Below are 21,872 nucleotides of genomic sequence, written 5' to 3' on the forward strand. Positions count from 1 at the left end.
CACAGCCGTTATCCAAGGCCATGACAACAGATCAGACGCCGCACCAGAGCTTCGACCGCCAGCCGCTTGCCAGCGAGAATGAGCGTCTTATTCTCGATATCGTCCGTCGCCACGGCCCCATTGCCCGGGCATCGATCACCGGCCACACCAACCTCACGCAGCAATCCGTGCACCGGCTGATCGAAGGTCTGCAGGAGCGCGGGCTTCTGCGAACCGGCGCGCCGCTCAAGGGCACGCGCGGCCAGCCGAGCCCCACCATCGAGCTGGTGCCGGAAGCGGCCTATTCGCTCGGCATTTCCATCAACACCGACTCCGTGGTGATCTGCATCGCCGATTTTCGCTGCGACGTGATTGTCGAGAAAAAACTTGACATGCTTCCGGAGGACCGGGAGGAGACGCTCGCCGCCTTGTCTCTGGCCCTGGAGCGGTTGCTGGCGGAACGCGGCATCCCGCGCAAGCGTCTGCTTGGCCTCGGTTTTTCAATGTCCGGCTTCTTCGTGTCGGAAGACCGCGCCTTTAATGCGCCGGAACCTCTGCGCGACTGGTCGCTGATGGACCTGAAGCCGATCCTTGAGAAACGGTTCCGCCTGCCGGTCTGGCTGGAAAACAACGCCACCACTGGCGCGATCGGCGAAAGCCTGCGCGGCGTCGGCTCCTGGTGCCAGACCTTCGCCTATCTGTCCTTCAATTACGGTTTCGGCGGCGGACTGATCCTTGGCGGCCAGCCTTTTCACGGCTTTCACGGCAATGCCGGCGAATTCAGCGGCATATACAGCCCGGACGAAGCGCCCAAACGTCCCGCCCTGCAATATCTGATCACCACCCTGCAGAAAAACGGCGTCGACATCCATTCGATCGAGGCGCTTTACCAGCAGTTCGACCCCGCATGGCCGGGCGTCGAGGAATGGCTGACCGAAACCATGCCGCAGGTGGACCGTCTGGTGGCGAGCCTGATCTCGGTTCTTGATCCGCAAGCCATCGTCTTCGGCGGGCAATTGCCGCACGCGCTGGGCCAGATGATGATCGAACGCACGCACATGCCCTCGGAGCGCGAACACCGTTACGGCGTCGGCCCGAAGGAGGCCAAACTGGTTCTTAGCGAAACGGTCGGCGATCCCTCTGCAATCGGCGCTGCGCTGCTGCCGCTCAGAGTCCGCTATTTCCTGTAGGCTGGTCCAAGCGGCCTGATGTAATCCCGCAACAATCATCACGGAAACGTGAGGCCAATTTGCCCCCCGGGTTTTTACGGGCTGGCAGCAAAGGCCCGATGGCAGTAAACATGATCATAATAATCATGTTTCTTGCGATATGAGGCGGCGCGTATATTCGCAGCCGCATCATGCGACAAGCCAATACGTCACCAGGTCGATTGATGAGCAAAGCCCTGTTACAGGTTCTCGATGCCGAGGAGGAAAGCCGCCTGATGCGGTTCTTCCGCCGGCGACTGCAGAACCGGGAAGATGCCGCCGATGCCATGCAGGAAACCCTGCTGCGGGCGCTGGAAGTCTCGCATGCCACGCTGATCGACAATCCGCAGGCCTATCTCTTCCAGATCGCCCGGTCCGTCGCCCGCCTGACGGCCATTCGCCAGTCGCGCGAGCGGCCGTTATTCGCCCCTTACGAAGCGGGTTTTGCCGTTGCCTGCGAAGAGCCGGGGCAGGAACGGATCGTCGCCGGACGGCAGCACCTGATTTTGATGGCACGGGCCATCGAGGCCCTGCCGAGACGCTGCCAGCAGGTCTTCGTGCTCAGCCGCCTGCATGGCCATTCCAATGGCGAGATCGCCACCCGGCTCGGCATTTCCCGCAACATGGTGGAAAAACACATTATCAAGGCGCTGCTGCACTGCCGTCAGGTCCGCGTGCAAATAAAAATGTAAACCTGCATCAGGTGTTCGCATCCTTTTTCACTCTATAAGGGAAAAGGAATACACATCAGCACGCAACAAACGGCAGATCAGGACATGAATGAGCGCCCGGACGGTCTGAAGGATGACGGCTTGACCGATGACGGTCTGGCCGAGGAGGCCGCGCTGTGGGTGGCGCGCATGCAATCAAAAGATGCGACGGAAGCGGAGCGCGCGGCGTTTCATGTCTGGCTGCGGGCCGATGCCGCCCATGCTGCCGCCTATGAGGAAATGCAAAGCCTCTGGGGAGAACTCGCCGAGATCGATCTTGCGCCGGCCGAGCGGCAAAAACGCCGAGGGGCCCGCCGGGCGATGCTTGCGGGCCTGGCCGGTCTCTGCCTCATCGGGCTTGCGGCGCTGTTTGCGGAAAAAAGCGGATTAAAGGACCGCTGGCAGGCGGATTATTACACCGGCATCGGCGAAACGCGCGTGCTGGCGCTGGAAGACGGGAGCCGTATCAGCCTGAATACCGACACGGCAATTGCCGTCCATTATTCGCAAAAGGAACGGCGCATTACCCTTCTTCGCGGCGAGGCCTATTTTGATGTCGCGAAAAATCCGGAGCGCCCCTTCATCGTGGAGGATGGAGCGCTGACGGCAAAAGCGCTCGGCACGCATTATTCGGTCCGCACCGGCAATGGCGCACTGCCGCAGGAGGTGCAGGTGGAGGAAGGCCGGGTGGAGGTGACGACAGGGGCCGAGGTCGCCGTGCTCACGCCCGGAGAGGCCGTGACCCTTGGTGGCGACGGCAGGCTGGTGCGCGCCCGCAAGGATGTTGCCAACAGCATGGCATGGCGAGAGGGCAAGCTCGTCTTTTCCGGCCAGCCATTGCGTGAGGTTCTCGATATTCTCTCGCAATATCGCCGGGGTCGTATCGTCATTCTCGATGAGGCGGCGGCGAAACAGCGCGTTTCCGGCATTTTCGACCTGAAGGATACGGATCAGGCGCTCACCATTCTCGAAGAAAGCCTTCCCGTTTCGGTATCACGGCTTTCCGGAATGCTGGTTTTCGTCCGCTCCAGATAAAAATAACTTTTTTGCGGCTCCGACGTCAGGAGGCGACCCGCCTTTTCACTCTAGGCAATCAGGACCCGTTTCAGCGGGCGGCATGATCACGAGTGAGAGGGAATGACATGAATTTGGGCAAGCAGGCACGTGGCTGGTTCTGGCTGACGACGACGGCGATCATAGGCGGTATCGTCGCGGCAGGTCCGGGCGCCACGACCGCCAGCGCGCAGACACCGCCGGCCGCAAGCGGCGCATCCGCGACCGTCACCGTCTCCATTCCCGCGGGGCCGCTGGAAAACGCCATCCTCAGCTTTGGCCGCCAGGCCAATCTGCGCATGGTCTACCCCTCCGCGATCACCAGAGGCCGCAGCACTGCGGGCGTCAAGGGCACGCTCAGCGTATCGGCGGCCGTCAGCGGGCTTCTCTCCGGATCGGGGCTGAACTATGCGCTGGCCGGCGGCAATACGGTTCGCATTTTCGATCCCGCCGGCCAGACCGGTGAAGGCGGCGGTTCTGCCGCCGCCGGCAGCACCCTGCTTGCGCCAATCACCGTGCAGGGCACCGGCCTTGAAGGCGCCAGGGGCATCATCGAGAGCAATGGCTATGTCGGCAAATCCGGCCGCACCGCCACCAAGACCGATACGCCTGTTGCCGAAACCGCGCAGTCGATCACCACCGTCAGCCGCAAGCAGCTCGACGATCTGAAGCCGCAGAACCTCTCCGAAGCGCTGAACTACACGCCCGGCGCGCGCATCGGCCAATATGGTGCGGAGCCGCGCTTCGACGCCTTCAAGGTGCGCGGCACCGATCTCAGCACCACAGGCATTTTCCGCGACGGCCTGCGGCAGGTCAGCAGCCAGAACGGCAGCGCCCGGCTTGAGCCCTATGGCGTGGAAGCGGTCTCCATCCTGCGCGGCCCGGCCGCCTCCATCTATGGCGCAAGCAGCTCCGGCGGCATTGTCGATATCATCTCGAAGCGCCCGACGGAGGAGACATTGCGCGAGGTGGAGCTGCAATATGGCTCCTATGGCCGCGTGCAGGGCGCTTTCGATCTTTCCGGCGCTGTCGATGACGAGAAGACCATGCTTTATCGCCTGACCGGCGTGGCCCGCGACGGACGTAACGAAATCAGCGCCATCAAGGACGACCGGCTGTTCATCGCGCCGGCCTTCACCTTCCAGCCGGATGCAGGCACCAAGCTGACACTGCTCGGCGAATATATGGACAGCACCACCGGCGGCACCTGGGGTTACATCAACAACTACGGCAACGACGGCAAATCAACCGGCGCGACGCCGGTCTATGGCGGCGATTCCCGTTTTAATGACTTCGAGCAGAAACAATGGCGTATTGGCTATGAGTTCGAGCACGAAATCAACGACAATGTTACCTTCTACAGCAAGGCGCGTTACTCCGGCCTTTCGGCCGACCAGCAATGGGTCTTCGCCAATTATCCCGGCATCACCATCGAGGATAATGAAGGCGTTTCCGCCGATAATTACCTGAAGACCGAATTCGACACCGGCCCGGCGAAACATACCCTGCTGACGGGTATCGACTTCAGCCACATGTCCTACACGTCGAAACAGGGCAACGGCGCCAGCCCCTTCACCGACACCTTCACCTATGTGCCTGATGTGTCGCTGATACTGAAGCAGAGGATGAACACCCTCGGCATCTATGCGCAGGATCAGGTTGAAATCGATCGCTGGCGCCTGACGGCCGGCATCCGCCACGACTGGCTGGATACCGAATATCAGTCCCAGACCGCGGGTGCGGCAGCGGCTCCCACCTATGATGGCGATGAAACAAAAACGACGGGCCGCGCCAGCCTCGGTTATGTCTTCGACAGCGGCGTGATGCCCTATGTCAGCTACGGCACCTCCTTCGTCGCCAATCCGGGCGTCATCATCACCACGGGAACGGTCATCGGCCAGGCGCAGCCGACGGTCGGCAAGCAATATGAACTCGGCGTAAAATATGCCCTGCCGCAATATAACGCTTTGCTGAGCGCCGCCTTCTTCAATCTCGATCAGGACAATGCCACGGTCTACGAAACCTCGTCCGGCATCAACCTGCTGCGGCAGCTCGACCTGCGCTCGCGCGGGGTGGAACTGGAAGCGACCGCCTCGCTCGACAATGGCTGGAGCCTTATCGGCTCCTACTCCTATAACGACGTCGAAATCACCAAGCTGACGTCGGAAACAGTTGGCAGGCAGCTCAATTCCTCGCCCTACCACACCTTCTCGCTCTGGGCCGATTATGAATTCCAGGGCGGCGCGCTGGAAGGCCTCGGCATCGGCGCGGGCCTGCGTTACGTGGGATCGAGCTTCGGCGACAACCAGCACACGCCCATTCTCGACAATGAATCCCGCACCTTCGTCGATGCCTCGCTGCGATACGATCTCGGCAAGGCCCTGCCCTCGCTGGAAGGTGTGAAGCTGCAGGTCAACGCCACCAACCTCCTCAACGAGGTCAAGCAGGTCTGCACCACGGGCTTCTGCTATTACGACGAGGGTCGCAAGATCGTCGGCAGCATCCGGTATCGTTTCTGATGCTGCAGCAGAACCCCCTCGCAGCAAGACCGTCACCCGCCGCCGTCTTCGTGGCGGTCGGCGGGCTTTATGTCGGCCAGAGCGTCATTGGCGGGCTGACCTTTCTCGGTCTGCCCGCAGTGCTCAGAACCGCTGGCCTGCCGCTGGACCAGATCGGCCTGCTTTATCTCGTCGTTCTGCCCTGGGCGCTGAAATTCCTCTGGTCGCCGCATGTGGAGCGTTACCGCCTGCCGCCGGTCGGCAGGAACCGTTCGCGGATAATCGTCGGCGCGGGCATCGCCGCCTGCGCCTGCGGCCTCGCCACCCTCGCCTTCACCGGCCCTTCGCCGGTCTCCGTCGCAATCGTCATCCTGTCGGTGATCGCGCTGGTGACCGCGACGGTCGATATAGCCTGCGATGGTTATGCGGTGGAAACACTGGCGGCCGAACATCACGGCTGGGGCAATGCCGCACAGGTGGGCGGCTCCTATCTCGGTTCGGCCATCGGCGCGGGCCTTTTTCTGGTGCTGGTGGAGCGGTCCGGCTGGACGAGCGCCACGCTTGTGATGGCCGGACTGGTCATCCTGCTTGCCCTGCCCTTCCTGTTCGGCCCGGCGGCAAAAACGGTGGTGCAGACGCGGGATCACCTGCCCTCCATCAGAAACGCGCTGAAGCGGCGCGAGGTGCGCACCGGCCTTCTGGTCGCGGCCGTTTATGTCGCCGCACAGAAATGGGGGCTCGCTATGCTCGGCCCGTTTCTGGTCGATTATGGCTTTGATCTAGCCACCATCGGCGCATTGAATGGTGTCGGCAGCATGATTATCGGTTTCGCCGGTGCGCTGCTCGGCGGCACGCTGGTCAGGCTTTACGGCGCATCGCGGGTTCTGCTCGTCGCCATCTTCGTACAGACGGCGCTGCTCTGCGTCTTCGCCTATTTCAGCGTCCATCGCGACGTTTCGCAATGGGTGGTCATGGCGGTTGCGGTAGCAAGCTCCTCGGGCATCATGTCCATCGGCTTTGTAGCGCTCTACGCCTGTTTCATGGGCTGGTCAGACCCACGGCAGGCCGGGGTCGACTTCACCCTCTTCCAGTGCACGGACGGCATCGTCAGCATGGCGGGCGGCTTGGGTGCCGGCGCGATTGCCGAAAAATTCGGCTATCAGGCCTCCTTCGCGCTTGCCGCCATCGTTTCCGTGCTCGCCGCACCCTTCATATTCCTGCTGATGCGGCGGCAGAATTCCTGAAACGAGACCCTTTCGGGCGCGGCGGCATGACCGCGCCCGCACTGTCGCGCCCTATTCGACCACCACCGATAATGCCGAACCCGTATAGACCGGCCGCACTTTCACAGTGCCCGCATCTATCGACGTAAAGGTTCCGGTCAGGCCGTTTGCGGAGATAACGTCGAGCCGCGTTCCGGCGGCCGGTGCAGCGCCATCGAAAACGAGCTTCAGCGTTGCGCCCTCAAGCACCGCATTGCCCCTGATCCGCAACGGAGCCTTTTCCGCATCAAGCATCAGCGTGCCGCCCGTCTGCATATAGTCACCGCCGATGACAACGTCTTTGCCTCCCCTGAGCGAAAGCGCGCCGCCGGTGACCAGCATATCGCCGGTTCCAAGCGCATCGGCAGACGACGCCACCAGCGTTCCCTCCCTCAAAATGGTACCGCCGCCATAGCTGTTATGACCGCTGAGCGTCAGCGCCCCGCTGCCGGATTTGACGAGACGCCCTGCCCCGGCAATATCGTTCGTCCAGCGGTCTGCCGCATTGAACCCGCCGGCGGCGGCGTCCATGGTCACCTCGACATCGCCGTCAAACGCGCCGTAGCCACCGGCGGCGGCCACCAGATTGATGCGGCCCCAGCCATTGCTGTCATCGAGCAGCGGATAACCGGCCTCGATGCCGGTGGAAAACAGCACGGCGCGCCGTTCTGCGGCATCGAGATAAGGCAGGCGAGTCTCCAGCAGCACTTCCGCGCCCTTCGGCACCACCATCGGCGCATCATCGCCCACGGCTTTGTCGCGGCTGAAGGAGAACGTCATGCGCCGGCGATAATCCGCCACGTTCTTGGCAGCATCGGCAAAGCGGTCGGCATCCGGCCCTGCGCCATGGGCGAAATCGACGAGCGACTGCCCCTGCGGCAGGCGCTTAGTGAAATAGGCCTGCAAGGCTTCATGCGCCGCCTTCTTCACCTCGGCATTTTTCGGATCCTGCAACATGGCCGCAGCCATAGCGGTTGCCGTGATGCGCCCGCCGATCACGTCGAGCGGCGAATGCATGCCGGCGACGATACGGCTCTCGCCAAGTTCGGAGGCCGCCGTCAGCAATTCGGAAAAGCGCTCCGGCGCAGCATAGGCATAAGCGATGGCGGCGAGATAGGCGGCATTGGTGTGCCCGCTCGGGAAACCGCCATCCTTGCCGCGACCGCGGGTTTCACGCACATATTTCAGTGCCGGCACGATGACACCGGGATCGCTGTCATAGTTTTCGAATGAGCGGTCGCCGATCGTTTCCTTACCCGTCTCGATCACCTCGCCCTTGGCGTTCATGCGCCAGGGACGCGGTGAGGAATAGAAATATTTGGCCGGCGATGTCGTGCCTTCCGGACCGCGGATCACCTTCATGAAAGTGACGAAATCCTTCAGCTCGCTATCCGCCGCACCCGCCTCGGTGCCCTTGTCGTCCTCCTTGCGGGTGATGACCTCGTTCGGATCGAAATCCGCAGGCGTGTGATTGATCGTCGTCGTCGCACCCGCCCCTTCGCGATACCATGCGGCAAGCGGGCCCAGGCCGTCGATGACGCTGTAGCCCTGCGAGCGGCGGTCGTTCATATAGGCTTCGAAAGCGGCGGCGCGCGTGCGGTTCTCGCCGGTCACGGACAGGACGTAGCGCATGTTTTCCTGCCAGACAGCGGGATCAACGATCTTGACATGGCTGAAATCCGCCGGGCCATCGCCATTGGCGCCGCCATCGGCCCATTTTTCATCGCCAATCGTCCAGATGCGATTAAAACCGGAGAGGATTTCAATGATCGGATTATCCCGGTCGTCGTAGGCGCGGACGTCCTCGCCCTTCTCATTCTTGCCGGTCTGGTTGCGATAATTGTCGGCAAGCGGCAGCGGATATGTCGCGGCCGGTTCCGGCACCGTGATGGCAAAACCCCGCCCCACCGGTTCGACGGCATCGAAAGCCTGCGCGCCGGGAACAAAAAACAGCAAGGCGACCGAGGCGAGCAGGGTCGAGCGTGCGGAAAAGAAAGACGACATCTTCAGTCTGGCCATGACGAATCCTATGATTTTCAGCGAGTGACGCGTGACGAAAACAGGCGGCGCGACGTTCCGCGCGCCTCATCGTCAGGTTTAAACAAAGCATATTTCAGTTTTTCGATGGCCGACGGGAACGGCTTCTTGCGGCGGTTCCCTGGCGACGATGCGCGCCTCCGCAGGGAAACGGCGGAATATGCCCGGAGTATCACTCCGGGCATATCGTCCGACGGCTTCTCCATTCCGCCAGAAGCGGATGGCCGTGCCGTTATTTCTTGACCGCGACAGCCTCGTTGATCTTGGCGACGTCATCCTCCAGAACCTTGTAGGTCTGGTCGAGCGTCAATTCACCGACGATGAGCTGGCTCATACGCTGCACGATCTGCTGATACATGGCGCTGCCGCCCTTGGCGCGTTCGAATTCACGCGCGGCCTGCGGCACATTCTTCTTGTTGTCGAGGAAGACCTTCATCGCCGCCTTGGCGTTTTCGCTCTTCAGCTTGTATTGCGGATCGACGATCTCAGCACCCGTCAGGATGACATAGTTCTCGGCAATTTCCCGCTGCACCTTTTCGGAGCCGAGGAATTCGATGAAATGGGCGACATCCTCGGGATATTTGGTGCGCTTGAAGCCGACGATTGCGGTGCCCCCGGGCATGGCGTAGCAGCCGGCATCGCCGCAGGGCGCATTGATCGCGGTCCATTCGAAACCGTCGCCGATCTTGTTCTGGAACGGATTGACCATCCAGTTGCCGGCGAGATAGGTCACGACATTGCCGTTGACGAACTCGTCACCCATGTTCTTGTACTGGGAACCGCCGGCCGCACCCCACATCTCCTTGGGGAAACTGCCGTTCTGCGTCCATGAAAAGAGATCGGCAATGTATTTTTTCGCCGCATCATCAGGGAAGCTGAACTTGCCGTCCTTCACATAGGTCGAGCCGTAAGAGAAGGCGCCGCCGGAAAAGCGGTGGCCGGAACGGTCCATGGTGAAGGGGATCTGCACACCGGTCGCCTTGGCGACGCGGGCGGACGCTTCTACGATCTCGCTGAACTTGGCGGTCGGGCCGGGCAAGGGTTCGCCGGCCTGCTCGAACAGCGTCTTGTTGACGAAAGGCAGGTTCAGCGTCTGCGACGCCATATAGCCATTGATCGACTTCGGGTCGTTGACATTGGGCAGGCGAAGCTGGTCGAGGCTGGAACCGTGTAGTTTTGCGAAGGCTTCCGCATCCTTCATGTAAGGCCGCATATCGAGATAATAGGGCGCGAGCTGCCAGTCGGTGATCTTGGCGATATCGGGCCCCTCACCCACCGCCAGCTGCACCGGCAGCTGCTTGGAAACCGCGTCGTAACCCGACGATACGAAATTGATCTTCACGCCGGGATTGGCCGTCTCGAACTCCTTGCTGAGTTCCGACATGCGCTGCACGTAACCCTGGTCGTCATCCGTAAAAAGGAACGTAATCGTGCGGGTCTCGGCCTGGGCCGTCGCAAGACCGGCGACGGAGGCCATCACGAGGGCGCTGACGCCCGAAAACAATTTCATCATGCTCATCCTCCCAATGAAAACATTTTCATAAATCGAATGGAAGCTCCTCTGCCTAATTCGATTTATGATGTTTTGCGACTTGACAGAATAAACGTCAAGCTGTTTGTTTTGGCGAAATCGCACAAATCGGCGCAGAAAAGCGAAAGCAGGTTTGTGAAAATAATTTCATTATAGATCGACGGGAGGCGATCCATTATGACGGATGGACCATTTGCGGCGAATGCGTCGCAGCCGACATATACCGTCACGGATGGCGAGACGGTGACCGCCTGGATCGTCTCCGATCTCGTGGAGACGTCGTTTCCCGGCATCGCAGCCCCCGCCGAAGACCGCGTGAACTATCGCTTCATCAATGGTTTCGTGGATGTGGGCGACCTGCCCTGCCGCAAGGCTTTCCAGGAAACCATGATCGGCCGCGATATCGCGCCCGATACCGGGTGGCCGGTGTCACACCTCAACCTGCCAGGCTCCAACCGCCGCGTCGAATTCACCGGCTTCTGGCATGTTCCGACCCACGTACAGCGCTGGCTGAAGGGCACCTTCCGCAGCGAGACCGCAAGGAAGGCGCATTTCCGGCTGCGCACCTGCGGCGGCGTGCGCATCTGGGTCGGCGGCGTCGAACAGGTCCGTTTCGAACCCTTTATCCGCAATGTCGAAAGCAGCCGTGACATCACGCTCGATCTTGCGGTGGGCGATAACGAGGTGCTGCTGCTCTGCGAAGATCTGGCGGAGCGCGACATCATCTGGTTTTTCGAACTTGAGGTCATCGATTCGGTGCCGCTCACCGTCGTGCTGCCGGTGCCGCTCGACCGGGAGGAGACGAAGCGTCTGGCCGCACTGGTGCGCGACGTTCACCCGGCGCGGGATGTATTTTCCGGCACGCCTCTCGAACTGGTCTTCGGCGCGGCCCCGGCAAACGACCTGCCGGTGCATATTGCCGTCAAAAGCCATGGCCACGAGCGCGCCGCGCTTGCGGAAGTGGACACCGTGCTGAAGGCCGGGCAATCCGCGCTGACGATCCCCGGAACGTCGGGCATTCCGGACGGGTATCACGGTGTCAGGATCACCATGGGTTCGGGAGCGGGGACGGTCACCCGCCTCATCGACGCCGCCTTCATGCATGATATCGCGCCGGAAGCATCCAATGCCGATATCAACGAGCGCAAAAAGGCGGCCCTCTCCTTCAGCGCCCGTTTCGGCGCCTGGCGCATCGGCCGCGCGCTGGCGATGGTCGCCACCGGCAGCGATGACATCGAGACGATTGGCGGCATCGTTGATGCGACGCTGCATTCCATCGACAGGCGCGAAGACTGCTCCGATTTCGTGATGATCCCGCTGCTCTGGCTGGTGCGCGCCTATGGCGACCGGCTGCCGGCCGACATGCGGGCGCGGATCGATGCAACGATCCTCGGCTATCGTTACTGGGTGGACGAACCGGGCAATGACGTCATGTGGTTCTGGAGTGAGAACCATGTTCTTTGTTTCCACACCAGCCAGCTGCTGGCCGGCGACTATTTGCCGGATGCCCTTTTCACCGCGTCGGGCCGCTCCGGCCGGCAGCAGGCGGCGCTGGCCGCCGACCGTCTGGAGCGCTGGTTCGACAGCGTCGAGGCGCATGGCCTCGCCGAATGGAACTCCGCCGCCTACTACCCGGTGGATTTCATCGGCCTTCTTGCCATCGAACATTGGGCGGGGCCGGAACTTGCCGCCCGTGCCCGCCATCAGCTCGATCTCATTTTCGAGATGATCGCGTTGCACACACTCGGCGGCGTCCCTTCCGGTTCGCAAGGCAGAGCCTATGACAAGGAACTGCGCGCCGGGCCGCTGACGGAACTGGCGCCCTTTGCTGAGGTCGCCTTTGGCAAAGGCTGGCTCAATAATGGCGTCGCCTCGCTACCGATGTTCTGCTGCGGCGACTACCTGCCGCCGGCGCATCTTGCCGCCCTCTCCCAGCTGGAAACCGGCCGCATGGTCGAGGCGCGGTATGCGCAGGGGCTGGAGCCCGGCAAGCTTGTGCTGTTCAAGAACGAGGCCGCCCAGCTTTCCACCGTTGTCGACCACAAGACCGGCCGCAAGGGCCACCAGCAGCATGTCATGGACATCAAGCTTGCCGGCCATCCGATGGCGCGGCTCTGGGTCAATCATCCCGGTGAAGACGATCCATGGGGCACGCAGCGCCCTTCCTATTGGGCGGGAAGCGGCATCCTGCCGCGTGTGGCGCAGCATCGCGATCTGGCCATGCTGATCTTCGACACGGACGATCACCGCAACGACTGGACCCATGCCTATCTCGGCCGCGACGGGCTGGACGAGGTGCTGATGGAGGGCAACTGGCTCATCACCCGTTCGGGCCGTGGCTTTGCCGCGCTTTATGCAACAAACGGGCTTCAGCCCATCACTGCCGGCGCCACCGCCAATCGCGAGATCAGATCACCCGGCCGCCGCGCCGGCTGGGTGGGCGTCATCGGCTGCGGCGACGGGCAAGCCTTCGCCCGTTTCCGCGAGAAAATTCTCGCCACGCAGGTCACCTTCAATGCCGAAAGGCGGCTGCTCTCGGTCACGCCGCCGGGCGGACCTGAGCTTACCCTGACCTGGGAAGGCGCCTTCACCATCGGTGGTCAGGCCATGGCCTTCGACCACGACCAGCCCCAACCCAACATTACCTTCGAAAGTGCCGATCCCGCCTCGGGCGGCGCGACACGACCCTTCTACTCCTAAGCGGAATTGACAGATGAACCAGCCAAGCATGGAAAAAGACACTCTCAGGACGACGATCGACAATGTCGCCGCCGCCTTCAGCCGCCTCAAGGGCATTCAGGAAGGTCTGGTCAGCGGCAGTTCCGACGGCAAGATCCAGTTCGATGAATGGGACTGGGAAGTGGGTGTGGGCCTGTACGGTTTCCTGCGCCGGGCGCTGGCCGCCAACGACCAGAAGGCATTGGACGACCTCGTGACATGGTATGGCTGGCAGATCGAGCGTGGCCTGCCGCCGCGCCAGATCAACAGTTCCGCGCCGATGCTGCCGCTTGTCATCCTGACCGAACATGTCGACCGGCCGGATTTCCGTGCGCTGGTGGAAGACTGGGCCGACTGGCTGGTGCATGAATTGCCGAAAACCGAAGATGGCGGCTTCCAGCACGTCGTCAAGGAACGGCTGAATGAAGGCGAATTATGGGACGACACGCTGTTCATGGCCTGTCTGTTCCTCGCCCGCGCCGGCGTCGTCTGCAAACGCCAGGACTGGATCGACGAAGCGGTCTATCAGTTCATGATCCATACGCGTTATCTGTCGGACCCCGTCACCGGCCTCTGGTATCACGGCTGGACCTTCAACGGCCGCCATAATTTCGCTGACGCCTTCTGGGCGCGCGGCAATTCCTGGATCACCGTCGCCATTCCCGAACTCTTCGAACTGGTGCCGACGCTTGCCGGAAAGGACAAACGTTTCCTCGCCAATGTACTGGCGAGCCAGGTGCGGTCGCTCAGGCAATACCAGCGTGAGGACGGCATGTTCCACACGCTGCTCGACGATCCCACATCGCCGGTCGAGACATCGGCGACGGCAGGCATCGCCTATGGCATTCTGCGCGGCATTGAGGCCGGCATCCTCGGCGAAGAGAACCGGCCGCATGCGGAACGCGCGCTGAAGGCGGTGCTTGGCAATATCGACGATGAGGGCGTCGTCCACGGCGTTTCCGACGGTACGCCGATGGGTCATGATCTCGACTTCTACCGCCGCATTCCCAATCTGCCCACACCCTACGGGCAGGCGCTGACGATGCTGCTTTTGATCGACGTTTTTCTGAAAAGGCCGCAGGCATCATGAGCATGAACCGCGAAATCACAGCCGCAGCCGATGGCCGCGACGCCACGGCCGTTATCCAGCTGGCAATAGACACCGTATCGGCCGCAGGCGGCGGGCGTGTATCGCTCGCAGCCGGGCGCCATGTCAGCGGCGGCCTTGTTCTTAAAAGCGGCGTGGAACTGCACCTTGCCGAAGAGGCGGTACTTGCACCCGTTTCCGATTACGAGGCCTATGCGGATACGACGGTTTCGGTCATCGCCGAGGATTCCAACCGCGGCATGATCATCGCGAGCGGCGCGCACGACATCGCCGTCACCGGTCCCGGCCGCATCGAGGCCGGCGGTGAGAACTTCATCATCGGCGACGACAAGGCCATGGGCACCTATGTTCCAGCCAAAAAACGCCCGCGCGTCATGGTGCTGGAAGCCTGCCGCAACGTGTGCCTCGAAAACCTCCACGTCAGCGCTTCACCCATGTGGACGCTGCATATGGTCGATTGCGAAGACCTCCATTTCCGCAATCTCCGCATCGAAAACGACCGCCGCCTGCCGAATACGGACGGCATCGTGCTGGATGCCTGCCGCCGCGCATTGATTGAGGACTGCTTTATCTCCACTGCCGATGACGGCATCTGCCTGAAGACCAGCGCCGGACCGGATGGCAAGGCGGTGGGGGTCTGCGCCGATATCACCGTTCGCCGTTGCACCGTTTCCAGCATGAGCTGCGCGCTGAAACTGGGCACGGAATCCTTCGGTGACTTCACCAATGTCGTGTTCGAGGATTGCAGTATCGTCCAGTCCAACCGCGGTGTCGGCCTTTTCTCCCGCGATGGCGGCGCGATGCGCAACATCCGCTTTTCACGGATTAAAGCCGAGTGCCACGAAACGCCGGGCGGCTTCTGGGGTTCGGGTGAAGCGGTCACCGTCACCGTTGTCGATCGTCGCCCCGAACGGCAGGCCGGCAGTGTGGACAATCTGGTCGTGGAAGACTTGAGCGGCTCGATGGAAGGCGCGATCAACCTCGTCGCCACCTCGAAGGCCGGCATTCACAATGTCCAGCTGGAGCGCATCACGCTTGCGCAGCAACCCGGCAAGCTCGGCACCGGCCTGCAATATGATCTGCGCCCCACCAATGCCGATATTGCGCCAAGCGCCGATGCGGCCGGCCGCGCCAATGCCTGGACGCAGGATGCACAGGGCCGGATCGTCGGCATGGAGGATTACCCGGGCGGCATGCCTGCGATCTACCTTTCGGGCGTTCACGGGTTTTCGGCGCATGATGTCGCCATCAAAAGAGCGATGCCCTTGCCCGAGGGCTGGAACAGCCAAGAGATCGTCGCGACGACGGGCTCGAATGAAGGGAGCAGGTGATGGGAAGTCTGAAACTCGAAAACCTCAACAAGGCGTTCGGCGCCGTTCATGTTCTGCATGACATCGATCTTCAGATCGAAAACGGCAAATTCGTCGTTTTCGTCGGCCCCTCGGGCTGCGGAAAATCGACGCTGCTACGCATCATCGCCGGTCTCGAGGATGTGACCTCTGGCACCATCGCCATCGGCAATCGCGATGTCAGCGCGCTTTCTCCCGCCGAGCGCAAGATCGCCATGGTCTTCCAGTCCTATGCGCTTTATCCGCATATGAGCGTGCGCAAGAACCTCGCCTTCGGTCTGGAAAACCTGCGCTTCAAGCGAGCGGAAATCGAAAGCCGCATCAACGAGGCGGCGCGCATGCTCGCCATCGAGCCCTATCTCGACCGCAAGCCGAAACAGCTCTCCGGCGGCCAGCGCCAGCGCGTCGCCATCGGCCGCGCCATCGTGCGCGAGCCTGATATCTTCCTGTTCGACGAGCCGCTTTCCAACCTCGATGCGGCGCTGCGCGTGCAGACGCGCGCCGAAATCACGCGGCTGCATCGCGATATCAAGACGACGATGATCTATGTCACCCATGATCAGGTGGAAGCCATGACCATGGCCGACAAGATCGTCGTGCTGCGCGCCGGGCGCATCGAGCAGGTGGGCAGCCCGCTCGAGCTATTCGACAATCCGCGCAATCTCTTCGTCGCCGGTTTCCTTGGCTCGCCGCGCATGAACATGCTGAAGGGCGTCATCACCAAGGGCGAAGACGGCGGCATCGTCATCGACGCCGGCTACGGCGTGTCCCTGCCCTGCCTTGTCGATCCGGCAACCGTCAGTCCGGGACAGGCGGTTCTGGCGGGCATACGCCCCTCGCATTTCACCATCGCGGATGCCGGTCTGCCCTTCGAGGTGCAGTACCACGAAAGCCTCGGCACCGAGACCTATCTCTACGGCAATATCAAGGGTGAGAAGGAGCAGATCATCGTGCATCAGGCGGGCCATTTCGCGCCCGCTTCCGGCTCGGTGCTGAAGATCATGCCGGCGCGTGAGAAGGTGCATGTCTTCGATCCCGCCACCGAACTGGCGCTGCCGCGCCTCGCGAGCGAAGGAAGAGGGTAGCATGGCCAATCCGAAGCTCGCGAGACTGTCCGACCGTGCGCTCGACGCCGTGATGGCGATTGCCGAAGTGCCGCTCAACTTCATCGAGCGGCTGATCGGCAAGAGGCGCATGCCCTATATTTTCCTGATGCCGAACCTCGTTCTCTTCGGCATTTTCACCTTCCTGCCGATTGCGATTGCCGTCGGTTACGCCTTTACCGGCGGCACCGAACTTTTGATCACCGACCGCCCCTTCGTCGGTTTCGAGAATTTCGGCAAGCTGCTGGATTGCCAGAGCTATATGGACCCCGGAAGCTGCCGGGAATCCCTGTTCTGGACGGCGATCTGGAACACTTTGTGGTTCGTCGGCTTCAACGTCATCGCCACGCTGCTGGTCGCGCTCATCACCGCGCTCATCCTCAACCGGGCGATTGCCGCGCGCGGTTTCTTCCGCGCCATGTTTTTTTACCCGGTCCTGCTGTCGCCGGTCGTCATCGGCCTCATCTGGAAATGGTTCCTCGACCGCAACGGCCTGCTCAACGCCTTTTTCCAGATGCTGGGCGTGCCGCCGGAAATCTTCCTTCTGGATGTCGGCTGGTCGCGTTTCTTCGTCGTGGTGGTCTCGGTCTGGTTCCACATGGGCTTTTATACGCTTATCCTGCTGGCCGGCCTTCAGGCCATCCCGAAGGACCTCTATGAGGCCGCCGCCATCGACGCCGCTTCGCCCCGGCGCACGCTCTTCCGCATCACGCTTCCGCTGCTTGGTCCCAACCTGCTCGTCGTGCTCATCCTGTTGATGATCCGCTCGGTGCAAATCTTTGATGAAGCGTGGGTTCTCACCAATGGCGGCGGGCCGGGCACGGCCAATACATTCGTGGTGCAATATATCTACCAGATGGCGTTCGGCAGCGATCTGAGGCTGTTCGGCCTTGCCTCCGCAGCATCGGTTCTGATGGGCCTTGTGCTCCTCGCGCTGACGCTCGTGCAATTGCGCCTCGGCAAAAAGATGGAGTCCTGACCATGTCCAACGCCGTCTCTTTCATCACGCGCACCCGCCGTCCCGGCCGGATCGGCCTCACCGATATCCTCTCCTGGGTCTGGCTCATCGGCGGCACGCTTGCCGTCCTCATCCCGGTCGTCTGGGCCGCCATGTCATCGTTAAAACCGGAAGCAGAGATCACGCGGTTTCCGCCGAGCCTCCTGCCGCGCGCCGCCGTGCAGGTGGAAGTGCAGGGTTACGACAAGCCGCTCAGCCTGTGGAAAGCCAGCATCGATGGCATGGAGCGGGAAATGGCCATGATCCGCCGCGTCGGCCTCAAGGCCCAGATGGTCGACCCGGCCAATCCCGGACCGCCCGTCAGCGTCGACACCCGTGAAATAACGCCTGTCCAGAAACTGACCATTGCGACGGAGAACTTCACCGATCCGCTGACCCGGTTCAGCTTCCTGACCTTCCTCAAGAACTCGGTCTTCGTCACCTTTGTCGCAACCATCCTGACGCTGATCGTCAACGCCATGGCCGCCTTCGCGCTCTCGAAATACCGTTTCCGTGGCGAGAAGGCGATCTTCGTGCTGATCATCTCCACACTGATGATCCCGCTCACCGTCGTCATGGTGCCGGCCTATCTTGTCATCGTCGGTGTCGGCCTCGTTGACAATCTCTGGGGTGTCATCATCCCCACTGTCGCAACGCCGACGGGCGTGTTCCTTCTCCGGCAATATATGCTGACCATCCCCGACGAGCTGATCGAGGCGGCGCGCGTCGATGCCGCCAGTGAATTCCGCATCTTCTGGCGCATCATCCTGCCGCTGACGGCGCCGGCTCTTGCGGTTCTCGCCATCTTTTCGGTGCTGTGGCGCTGGAATGACTTCCTCTGGCCGCTGATCGTCCTCAGCAGCCGCGAAAACTTCACGCTGCAGGTGGGCCTCAATGCCTTCCAGGGCGAGTTCTCGGTGCAATGGCACTATATTCTCGCCATGACCTTCCTCAGCCTGGCGCCCGTCACCGTCGTGTTCCTGTTCCTGCAGCGCTACATCACGACGGGCATTGCCGGCACGGGAATGAAATAAACCCTGACATCACTTGGGGGGCGGTGCGATGCTGCCCCTCAACACCAGCCGACAACCGAGCTCGAGCCGGTGCGCCGGACGTGTCGGATCGGCCGCCATAAGCCGCTGCTCCAGCAGCGCAAGCGCCGCACCGCCCAGCCTGTCAGCGGGCAACTGGATGGTGCTGAGTGGCGGCGCACTGAAGGCTGCCGGCATGATATCGTCAAACCCCAGCACCGAGATATCGTCCGGCACTCGAATTCCTGCCTCCGTCAGTGCCTTCAGACAACCGAGCGCCAGATTGTCGGCGGCGCAGAAAATGGCGGTGGCGTTTCTGAGCGGCTTGTCTTCGGCGAGCAGACGGCGGATGGCGGCTTCCCCCCATTCGGGCTCGTAACTTTCCACCTCGATGACCATATCGGCGGGAACTGTCAGGCCCGCCGCAAGAAAGGCGTCGCTATAACCGTCATAACGGCGGCGGATCGTCGTGCGGCCCTTCCAGGTAATGTGCAGAATATTGCGATGCCCGAGCGACAGCAGATGCTCGATACCAAGCCGCGCGCCAAAACGGTTCTCGGCCGTCACCGTATCGACGATCATGGCCGGATCCTCGCCATTGATGAGAACCACCGGCCGCGAAAGCGCCGACAGCGCCTCGACCAGCTGCGGCCTGTCATCGTTCAGGATCACGATGCCATCGACATTGTCTGCGTCCGCCGCCGCTGCCACCAAGGCGGGATCGAGCCGGCTCGTCGCGCTCACATAGGGAACGATACGAATGCCGCGCCGCTCGCATTCGCGCCGGAAGCCGTTCAGCATCGTCCAGCTGACCATGTTAAGATCGCTCTGCGGTGCCGCATCATTGGTCATGGCGAGCAACACGACGCGCAGGGTGGCGATCGTCGCCTTCTGCCTGCGGTTTTCGAGGTAGCCGAGCGTGCGGGCCGCCTCCAGCACCCGGTCGCGAACCTGCGTGGTCAACGGTGCGGTGCCATTGATGGCGTGCGAAGCCGTGCTCAGCGAAACATTCGCCTCCCGCGCCACGTCCTTAAGCGTCGTTTTCCTATCCGCTTTCATATAGGGAAAATTCAACCACTCTTCTTCAGACGGTGCGGGCAGAAAGCCTGCCTCGCGCAGTCGATCTGAAGAATACCCGTGCCTGTTTACTGCTCTCTAGTCAGCGGAAGACTACAGCATCATCCGTAAATGCGGAATTGATTTCTCTGGGTTTTTACCGATCGTTTATCCCCCGGGAACGCCGCCCGCAGCAAACCGCGGGCGGCAAGGCGGTCAAAGCGCCCGGGAGATATGGTCGATGCTATCCTTCAAGGCAGCGACCGGATTCTTCAACGCATGCACTTCCGACGCAAAGGGTTCGAAGCTGTAAGGACCGTTATAACCGGCCGCCTGAAGCGTCCTGATCTGGGCGATATTTTCCAGGCGATCGCCGCCATCCACCAGCACACGGTGGGCGTCCAGCATATCGGCGACGGAGACGGCAGGGTCGGTTACGCCGGAAATATGCACGAGGCCGGTACGTTCGGGGAAGAACACCGTCTCGCCCGCAAGATGGTGGTGGAAGGTGTCGTGCACCAGCCTGTAGACATCACCGCCGCCTGCCGCGTCGATGGCCTTGTTGGCCTCGGCCTTGGTGCGCAGCGACGAGACAGGAAAACCGAGCGGCTCGACAAAGCCGGTCAGTCCACGTTCCTCAAGGATCGGCTTCATGGCCGTCAGCGCGGCCACGAGATCATCGAACGAGACTTCCGTGCCGTCGTTGAGCGGGCACATGACCAGCGCCTTCGCACCACTTGCTGCTGCATAGTCCGCCATGGCAACGGCCCGTGCAGGTAGGTCGCCCGACCAGACGTTGAAGGGATAAAGCGCGTTGATCGAGATGATCGTCACGCCGGCCTTTTCGGCCGCCGCCTTCACGGCAGCCGGCTCCACCGTGCCGACGATGTCGGGCAGGTCGTTGCGGATTTCAACTTCGGTGAGGCCGAGTTCGCGGGCTGTCGCGAAGAATTCCTCAAGGGAGAGCTTCGGCGCGGTGATGTGATTGATGGCAAAACGCATGAAAGACCTCACTGATAAAGGGCGGGACGCGTGGGAAGCTTAATTGCGACGGCTGCTCCGTCGGTCTCCTGCGCAACGACACAGGCGTCGGCGGTGATGGCGGCCACATAGCCATCCCAGGAGCTGGGCCCCGATGCCGTGCCCTTTACCGCCGCATGGATGAAGGCCTGCAATTCGACATCGTAACTGGCGATGAAGCGATCCTTCCAGTCGGTCAGGATGTCGTTCTGCAGCTTGGCGCCAAGCCGTGTCTGCACCGACATCGGCTCCGGCAGGCTGGCAATACCGTCCTCCCCCACCACCTGGCACTGGATATCGTAGCCGTAATGGCAATTGACGAAGATTTCGACGTCGATGATCGTGCCCTTCGCCGTCTCCAGAATGACGATCTGCGGGTCTTTCAGCCGCGCATGGCTTCTGGCCGCCGAGCGGGGAAAGAGGACCCGCGCCGAAACATAGTCATCATCAAGCAGCCAGCGCAACACGTCGATCTCATGGATCATCGTGTCGTGGATCGCCATCGGGGTCACATATTGCTCCGGAACCGCCGGGTTTCGGTGGGCGGCATGCACCATGATCGGCGCGCCGATCCTGCTGTCGACGGCCTGTTTCAGCGCGACATAACCGGCGTCATAACGGCGCATGAAGCCCACCTGAACCAGCCGTCTGCCATGGGCCACCTCAGCATCGACGATGCGTCTTGCACCTTCCGCCGTTGTCGCCAGCGGCTTTTCGCAAAAGCACGGCTTGCCGGCGGCGATTGCCGCCAGCACATATTGCTCATGCGTCGCGCCCCAGGAGGTGACGAGCACGGCATCCACATCGGGTGAGGCGATCAGCTCCTCGCCGGTGGCGAAGATTTCCGCATCCGGGGCGATGTCATTGCGCACCGCTTCTGCCGATCCATGATTGACATCGCTCAGCGCGACGACCTTTGCGCCGCCGAGGACCTTGTTGATGCGGCGGGCATGGTCGCGGCCGATGGCGCCGGTGCCGATGACACCAATTCTCACAGTCATTTTCAAAACCTCACTTCCGGTATTTTTCGATGTAATTGTTGATCTCAGCACACATGAACCGGCCCGACTCATCCGCCCTGTCCTCCCAGGCGAAGACGCAGGAGGTCATGATGCCGTCGAAACCGATTTCGGAAAGCGTGCCGAAGAAGTCGTCCCACGGCACTTCGCCCTGGCCGATATTCAGATGCTGATGCACTCGCGCCTGCGTGCC

The 21,872-nt window shown here is 61.7% G+C and carries 17 protein-coding genes; 11 read left to right on the top strand and 6 right to left on the bottom strand.

The genetic code is table 11. From position 1 onward, the window contains the following. Positions 1 to 20 precede the first annotated feature (20 nt). From V6R85_RS24430 to V6R85_RS24450, 5 genes are all read left to right on the top strand, one after another. Positions 21 to 1,169, top strand: coding sequence for an ROK family protein (locus tag V6R85_RS24430; RefSeq protein WP_112951255.1), 1,149 nt, complete (start codon positions 21 to 23; stop codon positions 1,167 to 1,169). A gap of 203 nt (positions 1,170 to 1,372) precedes the next feature. After that, positions 1,373 to 1,879, top strand: coding sequence for a sigma-70 family RNA polymerase sigma factor (locus V6R85_RS24435; protein ID WP_060727276.1), 507 nt, complete (start codon positions 1,373 to 1,375; stop codon positions 1,877 to 1,879). A gap of 84 nt (positions 1,880 to 1,963) precedes the next feature. After that, positions 1,964 to 2,932 (top strand): FecR family protein, encoded by a 969-nt coding sequence (locus V6R85_RS24440; RefSeq protein WP_112207135.1) that lies wholly within the window; start codon positions 1,964 to 1,966, stop codon positions 2,930 to 2,932. Between the two features lie 107 nt (positions 2,933 to 3,039). Then, entirely contained in the window at positions 3,040 to 5,469 is a 2,430-nt protein-coding gene (locus V6R85_RS24445; protein ID WP_112951254.1) for a TonB-dependent siderophore receptor, read from the top strand. Then, positions 5,469 to 6,692 carry an MFS transporter gene (locus V6R85_RS24450; protein ID WP_112951253.1) on the top strand — a complete coding sequence of 408 codons (1,224 nt, stop codon included), beginning with the start codon at positions 5,469 to 5,471 and terminating at the stop codon, positions 6,690 to 6,692. Before V6R85_RS24445 ends, V6R85_RS24450 begins: the two co-directional genes overlap by 1 nt. 51 nt (positions 6,693 to 6,743) lie before the next feature. On the opposite strand, the gene V6R85_RS24455 is transcribed toward V6R85_RS24450, so the two are convergent. Both V6R85_RS24455 and V6R85_RS24460 read right to left on the bottom strand, forming a co-directional pair. Further along, positions 6,744 to 8,729, bottom strand: a complete 1,986-nt coding sequence (locus V6R85_RS24455) for a phosphatase PAP2 family protein (RefSeq protein WP_112951252.1) — start codon at positions 8,727 to 8,729, stop codon at positions 6,744 to 6,746. Positions 8,730 to 8,979: 250 nt separating this feature from the next. After that, positions 8,980 to 10,260 (bottom strand): ABC transporter substrate-binding protein, encoded by a 1,281-nt coding sequence (locus tag V6R85_RS24460; protein ID WP_003505538.1) that lies wholly within the window; start codon positions 10,258 to 10,260, stop codon positions 8,980 to 8,982. A gap of 195 nt (positions 10,261 to 10,455) precedes the next feature. Here V6R85_RS24460 and V6R85_RS24465 point away from each other — a divergent pair, with 195 nt between their 5' ends. Genes V6R85_RS24465 through V6R85_RS24490 form a run of 6 tightly spaced genes read left to right on the top strand, consistent with a single transcriptional unit; the run spans position 10,456 to position 18,587 of the window. Further along, entirely contained in the window at positions 10,456 to 12,978 is a 2,523-nt protein-coding gene (locus tag V6R85_RS24465) for a hypothetical protein (RefSeq protein WP_112951251.1), read from the top strand. A 13-nt stretch (positions 12,979 to 12,991) separates the two neighbouring features. After that, on the top strand, positions 12,992 to 14,086 hold the full coding sequence (bglB, locus tag V6R85_RS24470) for a beta-galactosidase BglB (RefSeq protein WP_080864491.1): 1,095 nt from the start codon (positions 12,992 to 12,994) through the stop codon (positions 14,084 to 14,086). Next, entirely contained in the window at positions 14,083 to 15,435 is a 1,353-nt protein-coding gene (gene pglB / locus V6R85_RS24475) for a polygalacturonase PglB (RefSeq protein WP_112951250.1), read from the top strand. The genes bglB and pglB overlap by 4 nt, the downstream gene beginning before the upstream one ends. Continuing rightward, a complete protein-coding gene (locus V6R85_RS24480; RefSeq protein ID WP_111793413.1) occupies positions 15,435 to 16,538 on the top strand; it encodes an ABC transporter ATP-binding protein in 1,104 nt (367 codons plus the stop codon). Before pglB ends, V6R85_RS24480 begins: the two co-directional genes overlap by 1 nt. Position 16,539: 1 nt before the next feature. Next, positions 16,540 to 17,535 (top strand): carbohydrate ABC transporter permease, encoded by a 996-nt coding sequence (locus tag V6R85_RS24485; protein WP_060725525.1) that lies wholly within the window; start codon positions 16,540 to 16,542, stop codon positions 17,533 to 17,535. A 2-nt stretch (positions 17,536 to 17,537) separates the two neighbouring features. Beyond that, a complete protein-coding gene (locus tag V6R85_RS24490) occupies positions 17,538 to 18,587 on the top strand; it encodes a carbohydrate ABC transporter permease (protein WP_111784891.1) in 1,050 nt (349 codons plus the stop codon). Positions 18,588 to 18,596: 9 nt separating this feature from the next. Here the strand turns inward: V6R85_RS24490 and V6R85_RS24495 are convergent, their stop codons facing one another. The 4 genes from V6R85_RS24495 to V6R85_RS24510 form a co-directional block, all read right to left on the bottom strand. Beyond that, positions 18,597 to 19,643, bottom strand: a complete 1,047-nt coding sequence (locus tag V6R85_RS24495) for a LacI family DNA-binding transcriptional regulator (RefSeq protein WP_170318981.1) — start codon at positions 19,641 to 19,643, stop codon at positions 18,597 to 18,599. A gap of 213 nt (positions 19,644 to 19,856) precedes the next feature. Continuing rightward, positions 19,857 to 20,642 (bottom strand): TIM barrel protein, encoded by a 786-nt coding sequence (locus V6R85_RS24500; RefSeq protein WP_111793028.1) that lies wholly within the window; start codon positions 20,640 to 20,642, stop codon positions 19,857 to 19,859. 8 nt (positions 20,643 to 20,650) lie between these two features. Continuing rightward, complete coding sequence (locus V6R85_RS24505) at positions 20,651 to 21,661, bottom strand: Gfo/Idh/MocA family protein (protein ID WP_336377320.1); 1,011 nt, start codon at positions 21,659 to 21,661, stop codon at positions 20,651 to 20,653. A 10-nt stretch (positions 21,662 to 21,671) separates the two neighbouring features. Further along, a partial coding sequence (locus V6R85_RS24510; protein WP_336377321.1) for a TIM barrel protein occupies positions 21,672 to 21,872 on the bottom strand: 201 nt, incomplete at its 5' end.

The organism is Agrobacterium sp. CCNWLW32 (assembly GCF_037083425.1).
Lineage (GTDB): Bacteria > Pseudomonadota > Alphaproteobacteria > Rhizobiales > Rhizobiaceae > Agrobacterium > Agrobacterium radiobacter.